Source organism: Streptomyces sp. NPDC007945 (genome assembly GCF_042958885.1).
In the GTDB taxonomy this organism is placed as follows: domain Bacteria; phylum Actinomycetota; class Actinomycetes; order Streptomycetales; family Streptomycetaceae; genus Streptomyces.
Genome location: NZ_JBIBJV010000005.1, coordinates 275,049 through 300,570, shown reverse-complemented (window position 1 = coordinate 300,570; position 25,522 = coordinate 275,049). Strand labels below are relative to the sequence as shown.

Below are 25,522 nucleotides of genomic sequence, written 5' to 3'. Positions count from 1 at the left end.
CGCCCCCGTGAGGCGCGGGGCCGCCCGTGGCAGACTGGCGTCCCCCGCGTCCTCACCCGAACGGCCGACAGGAGGCCCGATGTCCGTGCGTCCCCGGTCCGACGCGCCCGGCCGGCTGCTCGTCCGGTACGGAGCCGACGCCCCGGAGGCCGCGGTGCTCCTGCTGCACGGCGGCCGGGCCGACGGCCTCGGCGCGCCGCCGCTGCTCAACCTGCCCGCCCTGCGCATGCGGCCCTTCGCCGAGGCCGTGCGGCGGGCGGCCCGGGGGAGGGCCCTCCTGGTCGCCGAGGGCCGCTACCGGTACCGGGGCTGGAACGGCGACCGTGCCGACGCCGCCCGGGACGCCGAGGCCGCGCTCGGCGGGCTGCGGGGCCGCTTCGGGGAGATACCGGTCGTCCTCGTCGGCCACTCGATGGGAGGACGGGCGGCGCTGGCCGTCGCCGGGGACCCGGCGGTCCGGGGCGTCGTCGCCCTCGCGCCCTGGTGCCCGCCCGGCGAACCCGTCGCCCACCTCGCGGGCCGCCGCGTTCACCTCCTCCACGACGAGACGGACCGGGTCACGGCCGCCCGCGACTCCTGGGAGTTCGTCCGCCGGGCCCGCGAGGCCGGCGCGGACGCCACCGCCGTCCCCATGCCGACCGGCGGCCACACCATGCTCCGCGGCGCCGGACTCTGGCACCGGCGCGCCACCGAACTGGCCCTGGAGACGCTGGCCTCCGCCCGCTGACGCGTGTCGTCCGCTCGCCGGAGCGGAACGACGACGCACCCCCGGCCGTCCGCCCGTCTTCCCCCCCGCAGTCCGTCTGTCCGTCCGTGCTGCCGCCGGCCGTCCGTCCCCCGGTCCGTCTTCCCTCCGCCCCTCCGCCTGCCCGCGCGGGTGGGGCCGGGCGGTTGACGCGCGTCGACCCGAGGGGCCAGGCTTCCCCCGACAGGTTCGCTGACAGATGCATGACATGTCCTGGCGTGCCCGCGCCGGGGCTCGTGCGCCATCGAGGTGGAGGCCCGCCCCATGCTCCTGCACAGCCGCGCTCCCGTTCCCTCCGTGTCCCGGGTGTCCCCCGTGTCACGGCTCCTGCTCGCCCTCGTGCTGCTGCTCGCCGGTCTCACCGGTGTCGTCGCCGGCGCCGGGCCCGCCCGCGCCGACGGGTGCTACACCTGGTCCCGCACGCTCTCCCAGGGGGCGACCGGCGCTGACGTCACCCAGCTCCAGATCCGCGTCGCGGGCTACCCCGGCTACGGCGGCGTCCTCGCCGTCGACGGCTCCTACGGACCCGCCACCGCGGCCGCCGTGAAGCGCTTCCAGTCCGCCTACGGACTCGCCGCGGACGGCGTCGCGGGGCCCGCGACCTTCAGCAAGCTGTACGCCCTCCAGGACGACGACTGCACACCGATCCACTTCACCTACGCGGAACTGAACAACTGCAACTCCACCTGGTCGGGCGGGGCCGTCAGCGCCGCCACGGCCAAGTCGAACGCCCTGCGCACCATGTGGAAGCTGGAGGCCCTCCGGCACGCCCTCGGCGACGAGCCCATCCGGGTGACGAGCGGCTTCCGCAGCACCTCCTGCAACGCGGCGGTCGGCGGCGCCACCGACAGCCGGCACCTGTACGGCGACGCGGCCGACCTCGGTTCGGGGCCGCACTCCCTGTGCCGGCTGGCCCAGCAGGCGCGCTACCACGGCTTCAACGGCATCCTCGGCCCGGGCTACCCGGGCCACTCCGACCACGCCCACGTCGACCACCGCCCGAGCCGCTACTGGTCCGCCTCCTCCTGCGGCATCTGAGCGGGCCACCCCGCGCCACCCCACCGGCCCGGCCGCGCGTCCCCGCGAGGCCGGGCCGGTGCCCCGGGTGGGGAGGGGTCAGTACGTGACGCCGACGTGCGCCAGCGCCTGCTTCAGGAGGACGCCGTGGCCGCCGGGCATCTCGCTCTGCACCGCGGGGGAGGCGGCTTCCCTGGGGCTGAACCACACCAGGTCGAGGGCGTCCTGACGGGGACGGCAGTCGCCGCTGACCGGGACGATGTAGGCGAGCGAGACGGCGTGCTGGCGCGGGTCGTGGAACGGGGTGATGCCGGCCGTCGGGAAGTACTCGGCGACCGTGAACGGCTGGAGGGACGCGGGCACGCGGGGGAGGGCGACCGGGCCCAGGTCCTTCTCCAGGTGCCGCAGCAGGGCGTCCCTCACGCGCTCGTGGTGCATGACCCGTCCGGAGACGAGGGTGCGGTTGATCGTTCCGTCGGCGCCGATGCGGAGCAGCAGTCCGATGCTCGTGACCTCGCCGCTGTCGTCCACCCGGACGGGAACGGCGTCGACGTAGAGGATCGGCATCCGGCCACGGGCCGTCTCCAGCTCGTCGGAGGTCATCCAGCCGGGCGTGGTCTCAGTCATGTCAGACATCGCCTGATCATACTTTCCGCCACGGCCGCGCGACCCCGATTCCGGCATCCGTCGTTCGGGTGAGCCGAGGTGACGGCCGGGAGCGTGCCGGCGCCCGCCGGGCGCCGGCACGCCTCACTTCACCGATCCGGCCATCACCCCCTGCACGAAGTGTTTCTGGAAGGCGAAGAACACCACCAGGGGCACGACCAGGGAGAGGAACGCCCCCGGGGCGAGGACCCCGATGTTGCTGCCGAACTGCCGCATCTGCGACTGGAGCGCCACCGTGAGCGGCTGGGACTCGCCGTCCGCGAAGAGCAGCGCCACCAGCATGTCGTTCCACACCCACAGGAACTGGAAGATCGCCAGGCTCGCGAGCGCCGGCCGCCCCAGCGGCAGCACGAGCCGCCGGAAGATCCGCCACTCGCCGCCCCCGTCGATGCGCGCCGCCTCCAGCATCTCGCGGGGGATCTCCGCGAAGAAGTTCCGCAGCAGGAAGACCCCGAACGGCAGCCCGTAGGCGACGTGGAAGAGGACGACGCCGGCCACCGTCCCGAACAGCCCCACGGCGCCGAAGAGTTTGGCCACCGGCAGCAGTCCGATCTGCACCGGGACCACCAGCAGCCCGACGACCACCAGGAAGAGCCAGTCCCGCCCCGGGAAGTCCAGCCACGCGAAGGCGTAACCGGCGAGGGCCGCCACCCCGACCACCAGGACGGTGGTGGGCACGGAGATCAGGACGGTGTTCCAGAACGCCTGGACGAGCCCCGAATCGGCGAGCAGGGCTTGGTAGTTGTCGAAGGACAGCTGCGACGGCTCGGTGACCGAGGTCCACCAGCCGTCCGCGGCGTTGTCCCGCTCCGAACGCAGCGAGGAGAGCAGCAGCCCGGCCAGCGGCGTGATCCAGACCAGCGCCACCAGGACGAGCAGCGCCTGCACGGCGGAACTCCCCAGCCACCGGGTGACCTTCGTGGTCCTCATCGCGAACCCCCCTTCCGGAAGCGCCGGATGTTGAAGACCATCGCCGGGACGACGAGCAGGAGCAGCAGCACGCTCAGCGCGCTGCCGAGCCCCTGGTCGTTCCCGCCGCCGAAGGAGACCAGCCACATCCGGGTGGCCAGGACGTTCGCGTCCTCCTGCACGGGCCCGGGGGCGATGACGTACACGAGGTCGAAGACCTTCATCACGTTGATCACCAGTGTCACGAAGACGACGGTGAGGACGGGCGCCAGCAGCGGGACCGTGATCCGCCGGAAGATCTGCCGCTCGTTCGCGCCGTCCACCCGGGCCGCCTCCAGGACGTCACGGGGGAGGGCGGCGAGTCCGGCCCCGATCAGCACCATGGAGAAGCCGGTCCACACCCACAGGTAGGCGCCGATGATCGCCGGCGTCACGAGGGCCGGACCGAGCCAGTCCACACCGCCGTACCCGGCGGCGAAGTTCGCGGCCGGCACCCGCAGCCGGTACGTCCCGTCGCCGAGCCCGTCGAGGCGGAAGGTGCCGTCGGCCGCCGTCCGCGCGGACGCCGCCACCGCCCCGTCCTCCCCGACCGCCTCGACCGTCATCCCGGGCAGCCCCTTCTCCCGGGCGTCGACGACCCCCGCCCGGCCCGCCGAGCCGGGCGCGAAGTCCAGGTACACGGTCCCGGCCAGCCCGTCCGGCGCCGGCTCGGGCGCCCGCGCGGGCGCCGCATCCGCGGGTACGGCTCCGGGGGCGACGCCCACGAACGGCAGGACCGCGACGGAGCCGGGCCGCAGCCCGCCGCTGGTGTACCCCTCGGCGGGCGCGCCGCTGAGGCCCCTGCCCTCCCGGGCGCGGGCGGTCGGGTACGGGGACGGCTCGTCGAAGGCGTCGTGGACGCCCACCACGACGGCGTTGAGGACGCCCCGGTCGGGATCCTGCTCGTACGCCAGCCGGAAGACGATGCCCGCGGCGAGGAAGGACACGGCCATCGGCAGGAAGAGCACGAGCTTGAACGCCGTCGCCCAGCGGACCTTCTCGGTGAGCACGGCGAGCACGAGGCCGAGTCCGGTGAGCAGCACCGGGGCGACGACCACCCAGACCGCGCTGTTGCGCAGCGCCTTGAGGGTGGCCGGGTCCCGGAACATCTCCACGTAGTTGTCCGCGCCGACGAACCGGTCGCCGCTCGCGTCGAACAGGCTGCGGCCGACGGAGAAGACCACCGGATAGGCGACGAGCGCGCCGAGGAGCAGCAGCGCGGGGAGGGCGAAGGCGGCGCCCAGCAGCCGCCTCCTGCGCAGGGCGGCCCGCCGCGGATCCGCGGCGGGCCGCGCCGCCGCCCGCGGGGGCGTGCGGGGCGGACCGTCCGGGGCGGGCCGCGGTGCGGTGGCGGAATCGGTGTCTCGGGGAGGCCGGTCCATGGCGGGCCCCGCCTCAGTTCCCGTAGGCCTTGGCCGCCGCGGCCTCGAGGGCGGCCGCGGTCCGCCGCGGGTCCGAGGGGTCGCGGAGGAAGTCCTGGAGGAGCTTCCATTCGCCGGCGCCCTTGGTGCCGCCGAACGCGGCCGGCGCCTGGTCGGACATGTCGAAGCGGACGGAGTCGCCGGCGGCGACGAGCGAGGCGGCGGTGGCGCGGGCGGTGTCGTCCGCGTACGCCTCCGGCTTCACGTCCTTGTTGGGGGAGAGGAAGCCGCCCGCCCCGGCCCACACCTCGGCGGCCTCGGGGGTGGCCAGGAATTCCAGGAGCTTCATCCCGGCGTCCGCGTTCTTCGCGTCCTTGAGGACGACGGCGGCGTCGCCGCCGCTCACCACGGGCGCCTTGCCGGAGCCGACCGGCGGGAAGGGGAAGAACGCCGCGTCCTCGCCGGGCTTCCTGCCGAACTCGTCCCTGGCGACGCCGCCGACGAAGTCGCCCTCGTACACAAGTGCGGCCTCGGGTTCGGGACCGAAGACCTTCTCGACGGAGCCGGGGAAGTCGGTCCGCAGCGCCTCGGCGGCACCGCCCGCGACGAGCCGCTCGTCCTTGAAGACCTCGGCGAGGGTGGTGAGCGCGGTGACGACGCTGGGGTCGGTCCACTTCAGCTCGTGCCGGGCGAGCCGGTCGTACTTCTCCGGCCCCGCCTGCGAGAGGTACACGTTCTCGAACCAGTCGGTGAGCGTCCAGCCGTCCTCGCCGGCCACGGCGAACGCGGGCAGGCCCGAGTCCGCGAGCGTCCGGCCCGCCGCGAGCAGTTCGTCCCAGCTCTTCGGCTCGCCCACCCCGGCCTGTTCCAGGGCCTCGGGGGCGTACCAGACGGTCGACTTGTGGGCGGCCTTGAAGTAGAGGCCGTAGTAGGTGCCGTCGACCGTGCCGTACTCCTTCCAGACCGGCGCGAGGTTTCCGGTGGCCGTGGTCGTGGTCCGTTCGGAGAGCGGCTTCAGCCAGCCCGCCTCGGCGAACTGCCGGAGCACGCCGACCTGGGGGACGAGGACCACCTCCGGGGCGTTGCCGCCCTCGATCTTGCTGCCGACGAAGGTGGACACGTTGTCGCCGGAGGGGACGAAGACGGTCTTGGCGCCGGTCTTCGCGCTGAACGCGTCGAGGACCTTCTTGAAGTTCTCCTGCTCGCCGCCGGTCCACACGCCGGCGACGGTGACGGTCGTGCCGGCCAGTTCGCCGCCGGACTTCGGGTCCGGGTCGCCGCCGCAGCCGGTGGCGGTGAGGGCCAGCGCGAGCGCCGCGGAGAGCGCGCCCGCCGCGCGCAGGGCCGTGAGGGAGGGTCGTCGCATGGTCGTCCTTCCTTCGCTTCGATACCTACATGTTAGGTAGCGATGACGAAAGCATGTCAACGCATCCGACCGAACAGCCTTGTGGGTCAGGCGAATTGGGTAGGACGCCGGTGAACGGGGGACCCATGTACCTAACGCGCAGGCAGGGGACGGATCGCGGCGAGCTCACGCGTCAGCCGCCGCACGCCCTCCTCCGGCGAGCACCGCAGCGCCAGGACGTCCTGGGCGACCGCCTGCACCGCCAGGCTCACCTGGTCGTACCGCGCGCTCTTCGGCCGCGGCACCGCCGCCAGCACGCTCTCCCGCAGGATCGGCAGGTACGGGTGGGCCGCCACCAGCTCCGGATCCGTGTACAGCGACGCCCGCACCGGCGGCAGCGAACCCCGCGTCAGCACCTGCCGCTGCACCCGCTCGCTCGTCAGGTACGCCAGGAAGTCGGCGGCGGTCGCCGGGTGCGGCGACCGGGCCGACACCGCGAGGTTCGAACCGCCGAGGACGCTCGTACCCGGCCCGTACGGCCCCGGCAGCGGCCCCGCCTCGAACCGGCCCGCCACCTTCGACCCCGGCCGCGCCGCGTCCGCGTACACGTACGGCCAGTTCCGCAGGAACAGCAGCCTGCCCTCCTCGAACGCCGCCTTCGACTCCTCCTCCTTGAACCGCAGCGCCTCCGCCGGGATCCACCCGTCCCGCACCCCGCCGGCCAGGAACGACAGGGCCGCCCGGACCGCGTCCGAATCCACCGCGACCCGCGCGCCCTCCTCGTGCAGCACCGCCCCGCCCGCCGACTGGATCGCCTCCGTCACGTTCACCGTCAGGCCCTCGTACGGCAGGAACTGGCCCGCGTAGCCCCCGATCCCGTGCCGCGGGGCCAGCGTCCGGGCCAACCGCGCCAGCTCCGCCCACGTCCGGGGCGGCCGCTCACCGGCCGCGTCGAGCACGTCCTTGCGGTAGTACAGCAATCCGGCGTTGGTGACGTACGGCACCGCGTAGAGCCGTCCCCGGAACGTGGCCGTGTCCACGACCGGCGGCAGGAACTCCGCCAGGGCGAACCGCTCCCGTTCGAGCGGCGCGATCAGACCCGCGGCCGCGAACTCCGACGTCCACGCCACGTCGATGTTCAGCACGTCGAACCGGCTGCTCCCGGACCGCAGTTCGCTCAGCATCTGCGCCCTCGTCTCGTCCGCCGAGTCCGGCAGTTCGACCAGCGACACCGGCTCCGCGGGCCGCCCCGCGTTCCACTCCGCCACCAGCGGCGCCAGGTAGTCGGTGAGGTCCCCCGCCGTCGCGAACGTCAGCGGCCCCCGGCCGCCCGCCGCACCCGTCACGGCCTCCGGAGACCGGGCGCCTCCCGCGCACCCCGCGAGCAGGACCGCCCCGACCAGCAGGCCCCGCGACACGGACCGTAACCAACCCATGCGTACCTCCCGGAACCGGTGCCCCGCGCGACGGTCCATCGTGGCAGGACACGGCGCGCGCCGCATCGGTGATACTGGTCCCGGTGGACCGGGCGACCGCCCGTCCACCGGCCGGGGGACGGCGCACGACACGGAAGGGGGAGCGCGTGCGGCAGCAGCTGCTGGCACTCCTCACCCGGGGCCCCGCCCACGGCTACGAGCTCAAGCAGGGCCTGGAACAACTCCTCGGCTCCGCCTACCCCCAGCCCAACGTCGGCCAGGTCTACGTGACCCTGGGCCGGCTGGAGAAGAGCGGACTCATCGAGGGCGAGGACGTCGAGCAGACGGGCCGCCCCAACAAGCGGATCTACCGCCTCACCGACGCCGGACGGGAGGCCGTCGCCGCGTGGTTCGAGGACACCGGGGACGAACCGCGGGTGCGCGACGGATTCTTCATGAAACTCGCCCTCGCCCCCCTCTCCGGACTCGCCGACCCCATCGCCCTGATCAACCGCCGGCGTCGGCAGCACCTCAACACCATGCGCAGCCTCTCCCGGCTCGCCGCCACCGAGGACCGCGACAACAAGATCGCCCAACTCCTCATCGAAGGCGCCATGCTGCACCTCCAGGCCGACCTCGACTGGCTGGAGCGCTGTCAGGAGGAGCTCGAATGAAGGGGAAGGCGAAGGGGAAGAGCGGCGGGAGCGGGGCACCCGGCGCCCCGCCGGGTGAAGCGATCGTGTACGCCGAGGGCCTGTCCAAGACCCACCGCGGCGACCGCGCCCCCGTCCACGCCGTCCGCGACGTCCATCTCACCGTCCGCCGGGGCGAGTTCGTCGCCGTCACCGGACCCTCGGGAGCCGGCAAGTCGACCCTCCTCCACCTCGTCGGCGGCCTGGAGCGGCCCGACGCCGGCCGCCTCTGGATCGACGGCGAACGCGTCGACGGCCACGGCGAGGCCCGCTGGGCGGTCCTGCGGCGCCGCAGCGTCGGCGTCGTCTTCCAGTTCTTCAACCTCGTCTCCCACCTCACCGTCGCCGACAACGTCGAACTCCCCGCCCTCCTCGCCGGCGCCTCCCCGCGCGCCGCACGCGCGAGCCGCGCGGACCTCCTCGCCGAACTCGGCCTGGCCGGACGGGAGAACGCACTCCCCGCCGCCCTCTCCGGAGGCGAACAGCAGCGCGTCGCCCTCGCCCGGGCCCTCGTCAACCAGCCCGCGCTCCTCCTCGCCGACGAGCCCGCCGGCAGTCTCGACAGCAAGGGCACCCGCGACGTCCTGCGCCTCCTCGCCCGCTTCCACGCCCGGGGCCAGACCATCCTCATGGTGACCCACGACGCCCGGATGGCGAGCGCCGCCGACCGCGTCATCAGCTTCTTCGACGGCCGGATCGCCGACGACGCCCCCCTCGGCGACCCCGCGCCCACCCGGCCGGGGGTGACCGGCGTCCTCGACCTGAACGACTGACCGGGCACGAGCGGCCGAGAGAGGAAGGGCGAGCACGCATGCGGGCGACCTGGCGATGGGTCCACTCCGACCTCCGCACCCACCGGGGCGAGGCACTCTTCGCCGTCCTCGCCAGCGCCGGCGTCATCGCCTCCCTCCTCCTCGCCGCCGCCCTCCTCGGCTACGCCGCCAGCCCCTGGCAGCGCGTCTTCAACGAGTCGCGGGGCAGCCACGTCTGGCTCCACGGCCGGGAGGGACACGAAGGCTTCACCGCGGGCGCCGTCGCCCCGCTCGCCACCCTCGACGAGGTCGCCGCCGTCTCCGGCCCCTTCCGCACGGCCGCCGCCACCCTGGAGAGCGGCGCCACCCGCGCGGAGGTCACCCTCCGCGCCGCCGGAACCCGCCCGCCCGGCACCGCCCGCCCCCTCCTCACCGCCGGCCACTGGCTCACGGCCGGGACCGGCGGCGAGAAGGGGCCGGGGCCCCGGGAGGGCGCGCCCCCCGACCCGAAGGAAGGGCCCCCGAACGACGCGGGGCCCCCGTACGACCGGATCGTGCTGGAGCGCACCCTCGCCCGCACACTGTGGGCCGAGCCGGGCGAGACGGTCACCGTCACCGTCACCGGCCGGCACGGCCCGACCGCGCGCACCCTGTACGTCGCGGGCGTCGCCGAGACCGCCGAACCCCGATACCGCGCCGGCCAGGACGAAGGCGTCGCCTGGATCCTCCCCGAGGCCCTGGACCGCCTCGCCCCCGCCGCCACCGGACAGACCGTCGGCCTGCGCCTGAAGGATCCCGCCGACACCGACTACGCCGTCCAGCGCGCCGTCACCCTCCTCGGCGCCGAACACATCGCCCAGGTCACCAAGTGGCAGCAGGCCAAGGCGGACTTCGGCGGCGACGACCGGCTCCTCGGCCGGATCTTCGCCGCCTTCGGCCTCGCCGCCCTCCTCGCCGCGGCCGTCGCCGTCGCGGGCGCCGTCCGCGCCCGGATCAGGGGGCAGGCCGGTGACATCGCCGTCCTCAAAGCCGTCGGCTTCACCCCCGGACAGGTGATCCGCGGCTTCCTCCTCCAGCACCTCGGCTTCGCCGTCACGGGCGCGGCCCTCGGCACCGCCGCCACCCTCGCCCTCGGCCACGCGATACCCGGCCGCGTCGGCGACGCCGTCGCCCTCTGGCCCCGCATGCCGGGACACCGGGCCGCCGTCACCGGCATCCCGCTCGCCGCTGTCCTCCTCATCGCCGCCGCCACCGCCCTCGCCGCCTGGCGGGCCGGCCGCGTCCCCCCGGTCCCCGCCGCCCGCCAGGCCCACCCCGCCGCACGCCCGCTCTCCGCCCTCGGCCGCCGCGCCCTCGGACTGCGCCTCTCCCCGGCCCTCGTCCTCGGCTGGCGCTCCGCCTTCACCGCACCCGGCCGCACCCGGGCCCTCGCCGCGACCGCCCGGCTCGCCCTCCCGATCACCCTGATGACGGTGGCCCTCGTCGCCTGGTCGACCCTCGGCCAGTTCCGTACGGACCCCGGCCGCGTCGGCCGCGCCGCCGCCCTCACCGTCCGCACGGAACAGCCGCCGCCCGCCTCGTTCGAGGCGGCGCTGGAGACCGTCCCGGGGGTCGCCGACGCGGTGCCCGGCGCCGAGTTCAGGGCCCTCGTCCCCGGCCAGACCGGCACCATCACCCTGCGCGGACTCGGCACCGCCGACGCGCCCTACCCGCACACGATCGCCGAGGGCCGCGCCCCGGCCGGCCCCGACGAGGCCGTCGCGGGCCAGGGCCTCCTCGACCTCCTCGGCGTCCGCGTGGGCGAGTGGGTACGGATGACGGTCGGCGGCCGCCCGCAGATCCTGCACCTCGTCGGCCGCAGCATCGAACCCGACCACGGCGGCCGGGTCGTCTCCACCACCCTCGACACCCTCCGCGACTCCACCCCCGGCCTGCGCCCCGCCTTCCACGCCCTCGTCCTGCGCCCCGGCGCCGACCCCCGCGGGGTCGCCGCCGCGGTCGCCACGTCGACGGCGACCGGCGAGGGCGTCGAGATCCGGGCCACCGCCGACCCGGTGGGCGGCGAGGACGCCCCGCGCGGCGTCCTCGCCGCCCTCGCCGCGGTCCTCGCGCTGATCGCCCTCGTCGAACTGCTCACCCTGATCGGCACGGGGGTACGCGACCGGGTGCGGGACCTGCTCGCCCTCCGCGCCATCGGCCTGACCCCCCGCCAGATCGGCGCCGTCGTCGTCACCTCGGCCGCGCTCACCTCCCTCGCGGCGGCCGTCCTCGGCACGGCGGCGGGCGCCGTCCTCGGCCACCGCCTCGTGGACGCCGAAGCCGCCGCCACCGGCCTCGGCGCCGGCGTGGCCCGCCTCCCGGCCCCCGCACTCCTCGCCGCCCTCGTCGTCGCCACGACCGCCGTCGGTGCCCTCGCGGCCCTCGCCCCCGCCACCCGCACGGCCCGCCGCCGCCTCGTCGACTCACCCGGCGAGACGCTGTAGTTCCGCAGGAGGAGGGTGCGGGGTGCGGGCGCGGGGCCGCCGGCTCGAAACGAGGTCCTCGGCGGCGTGACGCTCCCGGCGAGCGCCCCTCCTCGCCTCCTGGCACCCGGGCACCCGGGCACCCGAGCCCAGGGCCGTCGGCCCCCGGACCGGTGGGTACGGTCAACGGTCCGCGCCCTCCGCCGGGTCGGGGGCGCCACCCGTACGACCCCGGGCCTCGCGCAGCGCCGAACGCACCGACCACACCACGGACACCAGCGGCACCGCCACGACCGCCCCGACGATGCCGGCAGCGATCGACCCGGCGACCACCGAGACCGCCACCACCAGCGGGTGGAGCCGCACCGCCCAGCTCATCACCAGGGGGTGCAGGACATGCCCCTCGACCTGCCCGATCACGACGATCAACGCCACCACCAGCCCCGCCACCAGCGGCCCCTTCGCCGCGAGGGCCACCACCGCGGCCACCGCCAGCGCGATCGGCGACCCGATCAGCGGCACGAACGCCGCCGTGAACTCCAGCAACGCCAGCGGCACCGCGAGCGGGACGCCGAGCAGCCACAGGGCGACCCACACGAGCACGGCGTTCACGGCGGCGACCAGCACGATGCCGTGGGTGTACCCGGTGAACGTCCGCCACGCCGCGCGTCCGCCGACGGCCACCCGCTCCCGCACCGGTTCCGGCAGCTGCTCCTGGAACCACGCCCATTGGCGGTCGCCCGAGTGGATGAAGAAAACCGAGGCGAACACGGCCAGGGCGAGCGTCGTCAGCACCGCCACCACATGGTGCGCCCCGCTCACCGCCTCGCCGACCAGCGCCGCGCGATGGCTCGACAGGAACTGCCCGATCCGTGCCTCCAGGTCCGTCAGCGCCTCGGGCCGGACGTGGAACGGCGGCGCCTCCAGCCAGCGCTGGACGCGGTCGATCCCGTCCCGGAACTCCCGCACGAGCGTCGTCCGCTCACCCGCCACCGCCTCCCCGACCAGCGCCAGCACCCCGAGGACCAGGGCGAGTCCGCCGAGCAGCGTGAGGGCCACCGCGAGCGCGCGGGGCAGACCCCGGGCGACGACGTCGGCCACGGGGCGCAGCAGCGCGGTGACGACGAGCCCGAGGAAGAGGGCCACTCCGATCTCGTGGAACCGCCCGAGCAGGGCGAACAGGGCGTAGACGAAGAGTCCGACGACGAGCAGCCGCCACGCGTACGCGGCGACCGTGCGGAGGAAGGGGGCGACCTGGGAGAACCCGGCTGACTGCGGCTGCATGGCCGACGGCTACCACCGCGCCGCTCCTCGGCCCGCGCCGCCGCACCGCGTCTCCATGACCTTCACCCGCCCAGCGGCGGACCAAGATCGAGCGTATTGTCCGGAACGTACGACCATGCGTGATGATCGGCGACGACCGGAGGCCGTCATGAAGGACTTCAAGTACGAGCGGAAGCGCTCGCTCTCCCGCGCGGACGCGGCCGACCAGCTGTCCGCCCTCGCCGCGGCGCTCCGCAAGGGCGGCGAGGCCGAACTCGACATGGGCGGGGGTGTCCTGAACCTTCGGATCCCCGAGACCCTCGCCGGCGAGATCGAGCTGTCGGTCGAGGGCGGTGAGATCGAGATCGAGATCGAGATGAAGTGGCCCGTCCGGGGCTCGGCGGTCCCGAAGGAGAAGGAGGAGGGGAAGGAGAAGGAGGAGGGGAAGGAGAAGGAGGAGGGGAGGGCCGAGGACGAAGGGAAGGCCGAGGAGGAAGGGCGACAGGAGAAGGCGGCGGGCGGGCGACCGACTCCGCAGCAGAGGTCGGCCTCCGGGAAGGCGCCCGCCAAGGAGCCGGCGGATAAGAAGGCACCGGCGAAGAAGGCACCGGCGAAGAAGGCGCAGGAGAAGAAGGCACCGGGGAAGAAGGCGCGGCAGGAGCAGGTGCCGGAGACGAAGGCGGGACTGACGAAGCCCGCGGCGCGCAAGGCGGCGGACAGCGAGCCCGCCGCCGCGAAGAAGGCCCCCGCCAAGAAGACCGCGGCCAAGAAGGCCCCGGCGAAGAAGACGCCCGCCAGGAAGGCGCCCGCCACGAGGGAGGCGGCCGAGAAGGCGGTGGCCGCCGATCGGGCGTCCGCGAAGAAGGCCTCCGCGAAGAAGGCCTCGGCGAAGAAGGCGTCCGCGAAGAAGAGCACGGGCAAGGCGAAGGCCCCCGCCAAGCGGTCGTGACCGCTCGGCGGGAGCCGAGGTGACGCCGGGAGGCGGGGACGCGGCTCAGCAGCTGACGGTGCCGCGGCGGAGGGCGTGGCCGCCGGTGTTGGAGTCGTCGGCCCAGTGGACGGGCTTGCTGCCCGCCACGCACTCGTCCGCGCCGGCGAGGGCGAAGCCCTCGTTGTTGTAGTCGGGCATGCCGGAGGGACGCGCGTACGTGGCGGTGACCGCGAAGGCGCCGGTGGCCGCGTCGACCTTCAGCGTGCGGTGCAGACCGCCGCAGGTGTTGTCGCAGACGGCCCACAGCCGGGACGCCTGCGGCTCCCACTGGACCTCCATGACGCCGGCCATCCCGGTGGCGATCGAGGCGACGCGGGTGAAGGCGCCGGAGTCCTGGAGGACGTACCCGTGGACCGTCCCGGTGCCCTCGACGCCGACGAAGAAGACGCCACCGCCGTGGGCGCCGTAACCGGACGGTGCGTAGGGGGCACCGGTCGAGGCGTCCTTGAAGCCGGCGGCGGTGAGGGAGGCGTCGGGAATCCAGGTGATCGCCTCGAAGCCCGCGTTGGAACCGGTCGGCGGCAGGTCGGCGGTGAGGTTCCACTCGTGGGTGGCGGTGAGGGCGGAGCCCGTGCCGGTGACCTCGTAGCGCAGGACGGAGAGGCGGCTGGTGCCGGAGGCGTCGCCGTCGCGCTCGGCGGCGACGAAGACGCCGCCGGAGGCGCCGGTGCCGGTGAGCGTGACGCCCTCGCCGTCGGGCGTGCCGGAGCCGTCGGGGAAGCGCAGGGTCTTCCCGGAGGACCAGCCGTTCGCGGTGTCCGGGGTCCAGCCGCCGGAGCCGTCGCGGACGAGCCGCCACAGCTTGCCGCTGTTCTGCGCGGCCCAGAGGACGGAGCCCTCCTGGTGGAGGCCGCTCAGGTCGCCGCCGAAGACGTTCGCGGCGTCGGCGGTGGCGACGGCGCCGCCGCCGGGCCACGCCGCCGGGGCCGTACCGCCGCCACCCGCGCCGCCGCAGGCGTTGGCGGCGCCGAGCGTGACGGCGGCGGCCTGGAACGCGCCGGTGCCGTCGGGGCAGCGGGACCAGGACGGCGAGGAGTGGGCGCTCCACGCGTGGCCGTCCACGAGCGTGCTGCCGTCGGGGAGGTAGAGGCGTGCCTTGTCGCTGGAGCCGAGCCCGAACCTGCCGTGCACGTCGAAGGCCCGGAAGGCGCCCGGGGCGAGCGTCGTGCCCGAGGCGATCGTGTACTTCGAGCTGTTGTTGTCGTCCTTGAGGATCCAACCGGAGAGGTCGACGGTCGAGGTGCCCCTGTTGTAGAGCTCGATCGAGTCTTCGACGGAGCCGGTGGTGACGACCTCGTTGACGCGGATGTCGTCGACGGGCGCGGCCTGCGCGGGCGCGGCGGTCAAGGCCCCCAGGAGGAGCGCCGGTACGGCGGCGAGGGCGAGGGGCAGATCACGGCGCCGGCGGCGTGCACGCGAAACGGTCACGGAAGTCCGTCCTGGGGTTCGGGGGCGAGGCGCCACGACCGTCCCGGCCCCGCCCGAACGCCACCCCTCGCCGGCGCGCTTCCTCCGTGAACACCAGCCGAACCCTTGCCGCGCGTTCGCCCTCCCCCTGGCGGACGGTCCCGCCCCCAGGGGGAGGGCGCTCGGCCAGGGGGAGGGGGCTTGGCCGGGGCGAGGGTGCTCAGCCGCTCAGCAGCTCTCGTCGAACTTCACGGCGCGCAGGGTCACCGGCCGGCCGTCCAGTGCCGCCCCCGCGGCGGGATCCTGCGAGCACACCTGCCAGTTGGACTCGACGAGGACCATGCGGTCGTCACCGGACGCGTCCCGGACGGTGAGGCTGGTGGAGGAGTCGAGCGCCTCGCGCGCGACCTTGACGGACTGGCCCGTGAAGTCCGGCATCGTGGAGCCCGCCTCCGCGACGTCGCCGCCGGCGTCCTCGGCGGGGCAGGCCTCCTCCAGCTTGACGGTGCCGAAGTCGATCGTGGTGGTGCTGCCGTGCCGGCCGGGCCGGGGCGACTGCGTGCAGACCTTCCAGTTGCGGTCGGAGATCTGGTTGCGGCCTCGACCGAGCGCGTCATGGGAGGTGAGGCGGTGGTACCCGAGCTCCTGCGCCCTGTCCTGTGCGGACTGCAGCCCCATCCCGACGAAGCTGGGCAGCTCCGCGGAACCCGACTTCACGGGCGGCGCGGTCGTCGGATCGGCGGTCGGATCGGTGGGCGGCGCGGAGTCGGACGGCGCTGCGGCCGTGGTCTTCGCGATCGGAGCCGAGGGGTTTCCGGCCTTGGCGTCCTGGGGTTCCTCGGGGCCGGACAACGCGCCCACGATGACGAGGAGGACGACCAAGCCGCCGACCACCATGGCGACGACGGCACCGGTGGAGCGCTTCTTCTTCGGCGGGCTGTACGGATCGTTCACAAGGCCTCACTCTGTGTCGTCACTGTGGCGAAGGGGCGACCATAGCGCGCCCACCTCCTGTGCGTGGCCGGCGCGGATTTTTGCATGGCCTGCAATTTTGCGTACCATGCACCCATGGTGGAGAGGGTGCCTGCCGAGGGCGGGCTCAGGGAGCGCAAGAAACGGGCGACGCGGGCCGCTCTGGTAGAGGCCGCGGTGCGGCTGGCGGTCGAGCGCGGCGTCGAGAACGTCACCGTCGACGCGATCAGCGCGGCGGCGGGCGTCTCCACGCGCACGTTCTTCAACTACTTCGACTCGCGTGACGAGGTCTTCGTCATGGTCGGGTCCGATTCCAGCGACCGCGTCTGCCGGGCCGTGCTCGCCGCACCGCCCGGCCCCGCTCCGCTGGAAGTGCTCCGCGACGCGCTGGCGGCGGAGCTGGAGGAGGTCGAGCAGCAGCAGGAGGTGTGGCTCCTGCACGCCGAGGTGCTGCGCAAGGCGCCCCAGCTCCTCGCCCGCCGGATCGGCGCCCACATGGCCGACGAGCTCGGTCTCGCCGAGGCGCTCGCGGAGCGCGTCGGCGCGGGCTCGCCGCTCTTCGCCGCGGACCGGCCCGCTTTCGCGTCGCCGGAGGACGAGGAACGCCGGCGTGCCCTGGACCTGTATCCACGGCTGCTCGCCGCCGTCGGCGGGACCGCCGTGCGCGTCGCGTTCGAGCACTGGTCCGTACGGCAGGACCGGGTGCGCTTCGCCGACGTGTTCCGGGAGACGTTCGACCACCTCGCCGCAGGCCTCCCGGAGCCCCCACCGGCCACCGGCCACCGTGCCTGAGCCACGGCCACGCACCGAGGCGCCAGGCGCCGACGCCCCAGGCGCTTCAGGGCTTGAGGCCCCCCGGCGCCAAGGCCTCCCGGACGAGGGTCCCAGGCTCCGAGGCCCCTTGGCCTCGGGTCCGGAACCCGCTCCGGGCACGACGCACCCCCGGCGCAACGCACCCCGGGGCGCAACCTGGTCCGGGCCGCAGCCCAGTCCGAGGGGCCACCCACTCCCGGGTGCAACCCAGCCCCCGGCCCAACCTCCACCCGCATGCAACCTGCTCCGGGTCGCAACCCAGTCCGAGGCGCCACCCACTTCCGGGCCCAGCCCACTCCCGGGCGCCACCCACTCCCGGGCCCAACCTCCACCCGCATGCAACCCGCTCCGGGCCGCCCCCCCCCGGGCCGCAACCCACCCCAGGCCGCACCCCACTCCCAGCTGCACCCGCTCCGGGCCGGAACTCCACGCGGGCCCCCGTGCCCGCCTTTCCGCGACCCTCGCACCACCGAGAAAGAGAAGCTGTGAAATCACCAGCCGCGGCGCCCGTCGAGGCGCCCCCGGCCGCCATGTCGGACCGGCAGATACTCCAGGCCATGTCCGGCCTGATGGCGGGCATGTTCGTCTCCATCCTCGCCGGGACGGTGGTCGCCAACGCGCTGCCCCGGATCATCGCCGACCTGGGCGCGAGCCAGTCCTCGTACACCTGGGTCGTCACCGCCGAGCTGCTCGCCATGACGGCCACCGTGCCGCTGTGGGGCAAGCTCGCCGACCTCTACAACCAGAAGCTGCTCCTCCAGATCTCCCTCGGGCTGTTCGTGGTCGGCTCGCTCCTGGCCGGCTTCTCCCAGGAAGTCGGGCTGCTGATCTTCAGCCGCGTCGCCCAGGGCATCGGCGCCGGCGGCCTGACCGCCCTCGCGCAGGTCGTGATGGCGGCGATCATCCCGCCGCGCAGGCTCGGCAAGTACGCCGGCATCTTCGGCGCCGTCTTCGCCATCGGCACCGTCGCGGGTCCGCTCATCGGCGGCGTCCTCGTCGACACCTCCTGGCTGGGCTGGCGCTGGTGCTTCTTCATCGGCGTCCCCTTCGCGCTCCTCGCCATCGTGCTGCTCCAGCGCACCCTCAAGCTGCCCGACCTGCGCCGCGAGGCGAAGATCGACTACCTGGGCGCCTTCCTGATCGTCGCCGGCGTCTGCGCCCTCCTCATCTGGGTGTCGCTCGCCGGCAACAGCTTCGACTGGGCCTCCTGGCAGACTGCGGCGCTGACCGGTGGGGGACTGCTCCTGCTCGTCGCCGCGGTCTTCGTCGAGTCCCGGGTCGCCGAGCCGATCATCCCGCTCGGCATCTTCCGCAACCGCACCGTGTCGCTCACCACGGTCGCCAGCCTCTTCGTCGGCCTGGCCATGTTCGGCGGCACGGTCTTCCTCTCCCAGTACTTCCAGATCTCCCTGGGCAAGTCCCCGACCGTCGCCGGTCTCATGAGCCTGCCCATGATCCTCGGCCTGCTGGTCTCCTCCACCGTCGCCGGGCAGATCATCAGCAAGACCGGCCGCTGGAAGGCCTACCTGGTCGCGGGCGCGTTCACGATGACGGCCGGCCTCGGGCTCCTCGCCACCATCGACACCGACACGCACTTCGGTCTGACCAGCGTCTACATGGCCGTGATGGGCGTCGGTGTCGGCATGCTGATGCAGAACCTGGTCCTGGCCGCGCAGAACGACGTGCAGGCCACCGAGCTCGGCGCCGCCACCTCGGTCCTCTCGTTCTTCCGCAGCCTCGGCGGCACCATCGGCACCAGCGTGCTCGGCGCCATCCTGGCCAACCGCGTCGCCTCCGAGATGACGAAGGGCCTCGCGGACGCCGGCGTGCCGGGCGGGGGCGGCGCGGCCGGGCACGGCGCGGTGCCCGACATGGCGACCCTCCCGGGCCCGATCCGCGAGATCGTGGAACACGCCTACGGCGTCGCGACCGGCGAACTCTTCCTCATCGCCACCCCCTTCGCCGCGCTCGCGCTGCTCTGCGTCCTCTTCGTCAAGGAGAAGCCGCTGAAGACCACGAGCGGCATGCAGCGCCTCGCCGAGGAGGCCGAGGGCGCCCTGGGCCCCGATGGCTCCGACGGCGCCGTGCGGGCCGGAGACACCGGACCCTCCCGTGCGGCGGCCGACGCCTCCGCATAGCCGACTGGCCTGCTCGTACCGCATGCGCCGCCGGGCCTCGGCCCGGCGGCGCATCGGCATTTACGTATACCAAATCGTCGCACCTCTGCGCCCAGTCGCGCCCCTAATCGTCTTCTCGGCGGCAAAAGCAGGAGTCGCAGGCTGAAGGACAACCGGGACCTCTTGTTCCGCTCCTTCAGTTTGGTATACAAAATGGGGACCCGTGGTCGTCCCGCCACCCAAGGAGCCCCCATGTGCGTCGTCGCAACCCCATCCGTTCCCGCCGGCCCGACCCGCCGCGGCGTCCTCGCGGGCGCCGCCGTGCTCGCCGGGGCGGCGGCCGCGGGGGCCGTCCAGGCCACCCCCGCCTCCGCCGCGTCCCCTGCCGCCGCCGGGCCCACCGCTCCGGTGGCCGCGGCGGGCGAGGCCGAGCGCCGGGCGCGTACGGTCGTCTTCCGTGACGTCCGCCCGTTCGGCGGGGCGGCCACGGACCTGGTGGTCGTCGACGGCCGGATCACCGACGGGCCGGCGCCGCGCGGCGCGAAGGTCGTCGACGGCGGCGGCCGGATCGCGCTGCCCTCGCTCGTCGACGCCCACATCCACCCCGACAAGACCACGTGGGGCGGGGAGTGGGTGTCGCGGCGGCCCGCCGCCACCATCGCCGACTTCGTCGAGCAGGACGTGGAACTGTTCCGCGCCCAGACCCGCTCGGTCGCGGAGCGCGCGTACGGTCTCATGAGCCACGCCGTCAGCCGGGGTACGCGAGGGATGCGCGCCCACGCGGACGTCGCCCCGGCGTACGGCCTGGCGGGTGTCGAAGGCCTGGCCGAGGCCCGCCGACGCCTCCGGCAGGCGCTCGACGTGCAGATCGTCGCCTTCCCGCAGCACGGCGTCATCCGGACGCCGGGCACCGCCCGCCTCCTGGAGGAGGGTGCCCGGCGGGGCGTCGTCGACATGATCGGCGGCATCGACCCGATCGGCTTCGACCACGCCCTCGACGCGCACCTCGACACCGTCTTCGGCATCGCCGACCGGCACGGCGTCGGCGTCGACATCCACCTGCACGACGGGGGAGAGGAGGGCGTCCGGGCCCTCCGCGGCATCATCGACCGCACCCGGGCCCTGTCCCTCGCCGGCAAGGTGACCGTCAGTCACGTCTTCTGCCTGCCGGGCCTGTCCGACCGCGAGCTCGACGGCCTCGCCGCCGACCTCGCCGCCCAGGACATCGCCCTCACGACCGTCGCGCCCTCCCGCGACCTCGTGCTCCCCATCGCCCGGCTGCGCGAGCACGGCGTGCGCGTCGGCCTCGGATCCGACGGCGTCCGAGACTCGTGGAGCCCCTTCGGCAACGCCGACATGCTCCACCGCGCCCACCTCCTCGGCTGGGTCACCGACGTCCGCCTCGACGAGGAACTCGCCGACTGCTACCGCGCGGCGGCCCACGGAGGGGCCGACGTCATGGGCCTCCCGCACGCCGACCTCAGGCCGGGCTCACCGGCCGACTTCGTCCTCGTACGGGGCCAGGGGCTGCCCCAGGTCGTGGTCGACATGCCGCAGCGGGACCTGGTCGTCCACGGCGGTGCGGTCGTGGCGAGGGACGGGGAGTTCCTGGACTGACGCGGGCGACGCCGCACCGCGCCCCCGGGGGTCGACGCACCACGTGCCACACCCCCGGCATCGCGCCGGACGCCACACCGCGCACCGCCCGGCGCATCGCACAACGCATCACGCGTCGCACAACGCATCACGCGACGCACCACCCGCCGCACCGCCCCGATCGCACGGCGCACCGCCCATCGCGCGGTGCGTCGTCACGCGCAAGGGCGCGATCCGGCCATCGCGGGGAACGCCGCAAAGGGGGACCACTGCCCCGTACATCTGCGGTCCGAGCGCGGACTTCGCGGCGTGGAGCCATATGCGTCGGTGGACGGCGGTGTCGCCGTGGCCCGCGCCTGAGCCGAGAACTCCCTGCCCCGTCACGTGCAACGCCTCTCTGCAACTTTCTGACGCTCCTTCAATAGCCGCCTTCCCGAAGGCACTCGGCGGCGCCTCGGCGTGGAGGGCGGTGGACGCGCGTAGAGCGGCCGAAAGTGTCCCTTGTCGTGACTCCCTGCGGAGCCGAGGATTCCTCTCGCAGTCGTCATTCGCTCAACCACTCGATTGTCAGGTTCATGGCGGAAACCCCCGCCGACCCACTCCACCTGGGCCGCCCACCCAGCGGCTCACCCCCCTCGGAGGACTCAGTGAACCGTTCGTCCCAGAACCGCCGCCTCACCAAGGGCACCCGCGCCCTCGCCGTCCTCGGTGCGCTCGTCGCCGCGACGGCCCTCGCCGCCCCCACGTCCTCGGCGCAGCCGGCCGACACCGCGAGGGCGGGCGTGGCCGCGCTCGCCGCCACCAGCGACGCCGTCCTCGACGCCGACGTGGCCGGCACCGCCTGGTACACCGACCAGGCCACCGGCAAGGTCGTCGTCACGGTCGACGAGACCGTCTCGTCGGGCGAGATCGCCGCCCTCCGCAAGGCCGCGGGCGCGAACGCCGCGCACCTGAAGATCGAGCGGACCGCCGGAAAGATCAACAAGCTGATCGCGGGCGGCCAGGCCATCTACGCCGGCGGCGGCCGGTGCTCCCTCGGCTTCAACGTCCGCAGCGGCAGCACCTACTACGCCCTGACGGCCGGCCACTGCACCAACTCCGCGAGCACCTGGTACACGAACTCCGCCAACACCGCTCTCCTCGGCAGCCGTGCGGGCTCCAGCTTTCCCACCAACGACTACGGCATCATCCGTCACTCCAACGCCTCCGCCGCCGACGGCCGCGTCTACCTCTACAACGGCAGCTACCGGGACATCACCGGTGCCGGCAACGCCTACGTCGGCCAGTCCGTCCAGCGCAGCGGCAGCACCACGGGCCTGCGCGGCGGCACCGTCACCGGCCTCAACGCCACGGTCAACTACGGCAACGGCGACATCGTCTACGGCCTGATCCAGACCAACGTCTGCGCCGAGCCCGGCGACAGCGGCGGCGCCATGTTCTCCGGTTCCACCGCCCTCGGTCTGACCTCCGGCGGAAGCGGCAACTGCTCCACCGGTGGCACCACGTTCTTCCAGCCGGTCACCGAAGCCCTCAGCGCCTACGGCGTCAGCGTCTTCTGACCACCCGACACCCCACACCCCTCACCCGCAACACGCCCGACCCCGGGCCGAGCGGGACAACGGGCCTGACCGACCGCCGCGCCCACGCCGACACCCCGGCGTGGGCGCGGTGGCGTTCCCGTTCCGCGTCCCCTCTCCACGGACCCTCTCGGCAGCGGCCGTACCGGTCTGCCGCCACGGGCGGCACCCCGACGACGGCACGTCCAGGCGCGTCACCGCGCCCCCGCCCCCGTCGAGGTCAGGTCGGCGGGAGGCGCGCGCCGGGGTCCTGCCGCGCTGCCGTCCGCAGTGCCTCGACGACCACCGACGTCGTCGGGTCGGGGGTTCCGGTGCGGCGGGTCGCTGCGAACAGCAGCCGCGTGATCGGGTGGCCCTCGATGGGAGCCGTGTGGATTCCGGGCGCGTCAGGGGCGATGGCCGTCCGAGGGACCAGCGCGGTCGCGAGGCCGGCCCGTGCGAGGGTGAGCTGGGCGGCGATGTCGGCGGTGACGTAGCGCGTCGTGGGTGCGAAGCCGGCCTGGTGGCAGGCGTGCAGGACGGCCTGTCCGCAGTCCGTGGTCGGTGGTGGCACGACGAGCTCGTGCGCGGCCAGTTCGCGCAGGGGCACGGGGCGGCGCTCGCCGGTTCCGTCGGCGGCGGTGACGACGAGCAGGGGATCGTCGAGCAGCGGTGCGAGCTCGACGCCCCGGGGCGGTGTCTCCGGCAGGTGGCGGTAGCGCTGTCCCAGCACCACGTCGACGGTGCCGAGGGTGAGTTCGCGCAGTTGGGCCTGATCGGTGACGAGACAGGTGACGGCGAGCTGCGGATGGTGCGAGCCCAGGGCGGTCAGGGCGGGCGCCACGATCCGGGCGACGGTCGACGGCAGCGCGGCGAGCGTGGCGGTGGCGCCGACCGTGCCCTTGACCGCTGCCACGGCGCACTCGGCCTCCTCCACGGCGGCGAGGACCCGATCCGCGTGATCCAGGAGGACGCGGCCCGCCTCCGTGAGGGCGACGGTCCGCCCGTCCGGACGGAGGAGATCGACCCCCACGTCGTTCCTCAGGGCGGCCAACTGCTGGGACACGGCACCGGCGGAGAGCCCCAGGGACTGAGCGGCCGCGCTGATGGAGCCGCGGACGGCGACGGTCTTGAGCATGTGCAGGCGGCGGATATCCAGCATGACTCGATAGATTACCTAAACGGTCTGCTCAGAAATCCTCCCCTTGACCTGCACAGTCGGGGTGGGTGACCGTCTGCGCATGGAAATCTTCGACTGCGTCTCGGCGGTTGCCCGGCCCCTGCACGATTTCGGTGACGAGTTCATGTCCGACGACGCCACCGCCGCCCTGGGGCTGCGCGCCGGCTTCGCTCCGGGGCGCGGCTTCTACTGCCGCGGCCGGTTCGGGGTGCTCGGCGAGGCCCCGGCATCGGTGGTCCAGGCCGTGCAGGGCTTCCTGGGCCCCGGACTGGTCGTCGCCGGCTGGGTGGCCGGGCGGCAGGTGATGCCGGCGGAGGAGGCCGCCGCCTGCTACGCGGGGGCGGTCCGGACGTGGGGGCGCGCCCATGTCCCCGCCGACGTCGACGTGGAGCACTTCAACCGCCTGGCGCGGCGGCTGATCGACGCCGCCGACGCCGACGGGCTGCCGCTGTTCGCCGGCTGGCGCGCGCAGCCCGTACCCCGCGACGACCCGGTCGGCGCCGCGATGCAGCGCGTCCACGTGCTGCGGGAACACCGCGGCGCCTGCCACCTCGCGGCGGTGCGCCTGAGCGGACTGAGCGCCCGGGAGGCGATGGTGGTGAACCTCGGCGTCGAGCAGGCGGCCCGCTACGGCTGGCGGGACGCGCCTCCCGCGGCCGCGGACCTGGCCCCCCGGTGGCAGCGCGCCGAGCGACTCACCGACGAGCTGCAGGCACCGCTCTACGCCGCCCTGACCGGTGGGCAGCGGGCCGAGTTCGTCCGGCTCGTCGACGCGCTGACCGGGACCGGACCCCCTGACCGCACGGCGGGTGCACCGACGGGTACCGGAAGGGGCGACTGGTCGTGGCCATGCTCCTCGCTCATGAGGGCCGTTCGCCCTCCGTCCACCCCACGGCCTACGTCGCACCGACCGCCACGCCGTGCGGCGACGTGCGCGTGGGGGCAGGATGCCGGGTGCTGTTCGGTGCGGTGCTCACCGCCGAGGGCGGGCCCGTGGAGCTGGGCGACGGCGGCATCGTGAGGGAGAACGCGGTCCTGCGCGGCACCCGCACGGGATCCGCTGGTGCTGGGACGGCGGGTCCTGGTGGGCCCCGCCTCCTCCCTGGCCGGCTGCCGGGTCGAGGAGGACGTCTTCCTGGCCACCGGCAGCCGCGTCTTCAACGGCGCCCGGATCGGGAGCCGGTCCGAGGTGAGGATCAACGGCATCGTGCACCCGCGCACCGTGCTGCCCGCCGACTCGGTGGTGCCGATCCGCTGGGTCGCCGTCGGCGACCCCGTGCGCATCCTCCCGGCCGACGAGCACGACGGGATCTGGGCGGTGCGGAAGGGCCCGGGCTTACCCGGTCACGTCTTCGGCCTGGACCGGCCCGCCGCCGGTGAGAGTCTGATGCCCCCCTCTCCGAACGCCTCGGCCGCGCTCTCGGCCGCCACACCGGCGACCGACCGGTCTGAGTCGCGCCCGAGTCGGTTCCGCGCATACCCACCGGAGGCCCGAGTCGGTCCCGCGGGTACCCACCGGAGAGAAGCCGCTCCACCCCCCGCGCTCACTCCGGGTCACGACCGTGGGTGATTACCTCCCCAGTCGAGGCTCGAAAATCTGCATTGGCGAAAGTAGACATTGGGCTTTGGCGTGGGTATGGTTTCTCTCGTAGCCAAGAAAGTCAGCAGGGCCTGGCAGAGGCGAACTGCCGGCAAGCAGTAACCGCAGTACAGGTGCAGGACGGTGCGGCGGTGGAGTTCCGAAGCCACAGAGGTTGCAGGACGGCGACGGGACTGACCGCCGCACCGGGCGGCCCGCAGTCATCAGGGGCCGCCGCAGAGGGTCCGCCGTCATGGCAGTGGCGGACTCGCGGACCGGCGGCAGGTTCGGTGGGCCATGAAGGACGGCCGCGGAACCTGCCGCCGGACGGCGGCGCCACCCCGGGCCGCAGAGCAGTAACCGCAACACCCCGTGAAACACAGCAGGCCGATGAAGGAACGGAGGGACAGAACGCCATCAGGATCGCCCGGGCGGCGCGTCAGACCCCCGGGTACCGCAGGACATCGACAGTGAGGTGGTCTCCGGTCAAGCAACCGCGATCCCCGCACCCCCGACAGCAGCCAGGTCCGGGATGCGGATATGACGAGCCGGCGCGGTATCGCCGTCGGCGGATGGTGTAGCAGTTCCTTCGGGGCCCTGGTGCCGTACGGCACCAGGGCCCCTCGACGCGTGCCCAGGAAGGTG

Annotated in this window: 21 protein-coding genes; 12 read left to right on the top strand and 9 right to left on the bottom strand. The window is 74.0% G+C overall.

The window, feature by feature from the left end:
• Nucleotides 1–79: 79 nt before the first annotated feature.
• Nucleotides 80–727 carry an alpha/beta fold hydrolase gene (locus ACFZCF_RS18415; RefSeq protein ID WP_391287283.1) on the top strand — a complete coding sequence of 216 codons (648 nt, stop codon included), beginning with the start codon at nucleotides 80–82 and terminating at the stop codon, nucleotides 725–727.
• Nucleotides 728–1,060: 333 nt separating this feature from the next.
• Entirely contained in the window at nucleotides 1,061–1,783 is a 723-nt protein-coding gene (locus tag ACFZCF_RS18410; RefSeq protein ID WP_388444288.1) for a D-Ala-D-Ala carboxypeptidase family metallohydrolase, read from the top strand.
• A gap of 78 nt (nucleotides 1,784–1,861) precedes the next feature.
• On the opposite strand, the gene ACFZCF_RS18405 is transcribed toward ACFZCF_RS18410, so the two are convergent.
• The 5 genes from ACFZCF_RS18405 to ACFZCF_RS18385 form a co-directional block, all read right to left on the bottom strand.
• Nucleotides 1,862–2,398 (bottom strand): NUDIX hydrolase family protein, encoded by a 537-nt coding sequence (locus ACFZCF_RS18405; protein WP_388444285.1) that lies wholly within the window; start codon nucleotides 2,396–2,398, stop codon nucleotides 1,862–1,864.
• Nucleotides 2,399–2,512: 114 nt separating this feature from the next.
• Nucleotides 2,513–3,358: a carbohydrate ABC transporter permease gene (locus ACFZCF_RS18400; RefSeq protein WP_388444282.1), complete on the bottom strand. Its 846-nt coding sequence runs from the start codon at nucleotides 3,356–3,358 to the stop codon at nucleotides 2,513–2,515.
• Nucleotides 3,355–4,758 (bottom strand): ABC transporter permease subunit, encoded by a 1,404-nt coding sequence (locus ACFZCF_RS18395; protein WP_391287280.1) that lies wholly within the window; start codon nucleotides 4,756–4,758, stop codon nucleotides 3,355–3,357. Before ACFZCF_RS18395 ends, ACFZCF_RS18400 begins: the two co-directional genes overlap by 4 nt.
• 13 nt (nucleotides 4,759–4,771) lie before the next feature.
• On the bottom strand, nucleotides 4,772–6,103 hold the full coding sequence (locus ACFZCF_RS18390) for an extracellular solute-binding protein (protein ID WP_391287278.1): 1,332 nt from the start codon (nucleotides 6,101–6,103) through the stop codon (nucleotides 4,772–4,774).
• A gap of 131 nt (nucleotides 6,104–6,234) precedes the next feature.
• On the bottom strand, nucleotides 6,235–7,518 hold the full coding sequence (locus ACFZCF_RS18385; protein ID WP_391287276.1) for an extracellular solute-binding protein: 1,284 nt from the start codon (nucleotides 7,516–7,518) through the stop codon (nucleotides 6,235–6,237).
• Nucleotides 7,519–7,664: 146 nt separating this feature from the next.
• On the opposite strand from ACFZCF_RS18385, the gene ACFZCF_RS18380 reads away from it, so the two are divergent.
• The 3 genes from ACFZCF_RS18380 to ACFZCF_RS18370 are packed head-to-tail and all read left to right on the top strand — an operon-like array spanning nucleotide 7,665 to nucleotide 11,424.
• Nucleotides 7,665–8,171: a helix-turn-helix transcriptional regulator gene (locus ACFZCF_RS18380; protein ID WP_391287274.1), complete on the top strand. Its 507-nt coding sequence runs from the start codon at nucleotides 7,665–7,667 to the stop codon at nucleotides 8,169–8,171.
• Nucleotides 8,168–8,962, top strand: coding sequence for an ABC transporter ATP-binding protein (locus ACFZCF_RS18375; protein WP_388444268.1), 795 nt, complete (start codon nucleotides 8,168–8,170; stop codon nucleotides 8,960–8,962). Before ACFZCF_RS18380 ends, ACFZCF_RS18375 begins: the two co-directional genes overlap by 4 nt.
• 38 nt (nucleotides 8,963–9,000) lie before the next feature.
• Nucleotides 9,001–11,424: an FtsX-like permease family protein gene (locus ACFZCF_RS18370; protein ID WP_391287272.1), complete on the top strand. Its 2,424-nt coding sequence runs from the start codon at nucleotides 9,001–9,003 to the stop codon at nucleotides 11,422–11,424.
• Between the two features lie 162 nt (nucleotides 11,425–11,586).
• Here ACFZCF_RS18370 and ACFZCF_RS18365 read toward each other — a convergent pair whose 3' ends face one another.
• Nucleotides 11,587–12,687, bottom strand: a complete 1,101-nt coding sequence (locus ACFZCF_RS18365; RefSeq protein WP_391287270.1) for an AI-2E family transporter — start codon at nucleotides 12,685–12,687, stop codon at nucleotides 11,587–11,589.
• A gap of 115 nt (nucleotides 12,688–12,802) precedes the next feature.
• On the opposite strand from ACFZCF_RS18365, the gene ACFZCF_RS18360 reads away from it, so the two are divergent.
• The gene (locus ACFZCF_RS18360; RefSeq protein WP_391287268.1) at nucleotides 12,803–13,615 is read left to right on the top strand and encodes an amphi-Trp domain-containing protein; all 813 of its coding nucleotides are present in this window, start codon (nucleotides 12,803–12,805) and stop codon (nucleotides 13,613–13,615) included.
• A gap of 45 nt (nucleotides 13,616–13,660) precedes the next feature.
• Here ACFZCF_RS18360 and ACFZCF_RS18355 read toward each other — a convergent pair whose 3' ends face one another.
• Nucleotides 13,661–15,085, bottom strand: a complete 1,425-nt coding sequence (locus tag ACFZCF_RS18355) for a lamin tail domain-containing protein (protein WP_391287267.1) — start codon at nucleotides 15,083–15,085, stop codon at nucleotides 13,661–13,663.
• Between the two features lie 207 nt (nucleotides 15,086–15,292).
• Entirely contained in the window at nucleotides 15,293–16,018 is a 726-nt protein-coding gene (locus ACFZCF_RS18350; RefSeq protein ID WP_391287266.1) for a hypothetical protein, read from the bottom strand.
• A 114-nt stretch (nucleotides 16,019–16,132) separates the two neighbouring features.
• Here ACFZCF_RS18350 and ACFZCF_RS18345 point away from each other — a divergent pair, with 114 nt between their 5' ends.
• The 4 genes from ACFZCF_RS18345 to ACFZCF_RS18330 all read left to right on the top strand — a co-directional run bounded on the left by ACFZCF_RS18345 (nucleotide 16,133) and on the right by ACFZCF_RS18330 (nucleotide 22,121).
• Nucleotides 16,133–16,828, top strand: coding sequence for a TetR family transcriptional regulator (locus tag ACFZCF_RS18345; protein ID WP_391287265.1), 696 nt, complete (start codon nucleotides 16,133–16,135; stop codon nucleotides 16,826–16,828).
• 551 nt (nucleotides 16,829–17,379) lie between these two features.
• Entirely contained in the window at nucleotides 17,380–18,987 is a 1,608-nt protein-coding gene (locus ACFZCF_RS18340; RefSeq protein WP_391287608.1) for a DHA2 family efflux MFS transporter permease subunit, read from the top strand.
• 231 nt (nucleotides 18,988–19,218) lie between these two features.
• Nucleotides 19,219–20,583: an amidohydrolase gene (locus ACFZCF_RS18335; protein WP_391287264.1), complete on the top strand. Its 1,365-nt coding sequence runs from the start codon at nucleotides 19,219–19,221 to the stop codon at nucleotides 20,581–20,583.
• Between the two features lie 626 nt (nucleotides 20,584–21,209).
• Nucleotides 21,210–22,121 (top strand): S1 family peptidase, encoded by a 912-nt coding sequence (locus ACFZCF_RS18330; protein ID WP_388444245.1) that lies wholly within the window; start codon nucleotides 21,210–21,212, stop codon nucleotides 22,119–22,121.
• 238 nt (nucleotides 22,122–22,359) lie between these two features.
• On the opposite strand, the gene ACFZCF_RS18325 is transcribed toward ACFZCF_RS18330, so the two are convergent.
• On the bottom strand, nucleotides 22,360–23,280 hold the full coding sequence (locus ACFZCF_RS18325) for a LysR substrate-binding domain-containing protein (RefSeq protein WP_391287263.1): 921 nt from the start codon (nucleotides 23,278–23,280) through the stop codon (nucleotides 22,360–22,362).
• A 79-nt stretch (nucleotides 23,281–23,359) separates the two neighbouring features.
• Between ACFZCF_RS18325 and ACFZCF_RS18320 the strand changes: the two genes are divergently transcribed.
• Nucleotides 23,360–24,319: a hypothetical protein gene (locus tag ACFZCF_RS18320; RefSeq protein WP_391287262.1), complete on the top strand. Its 960-nt coding sequence runs from the start codon at nucleotides 23,360–23,362 to the stop codon at nucleotides 24,317–24,319.
• Nucleotides 24,320–24,361: 42 nt separating this feature from the next.
• Nucleotides 24,362–24,868 carry a hypothetical protein gene (locus ACFZCF_RS18315; protein ID WP_391287261.1) on the top strand — a complete coding sequence of 169 codons (507 nt, stop codon included), beginning with the start codon at nucleotides 24,362–24,364 and terminating at the stop codon, nucleotides 24,866–24,868.
• The last annotated feature ends 654 nt before the right edge of the window (nucleotides 24,869–25,522 follow it).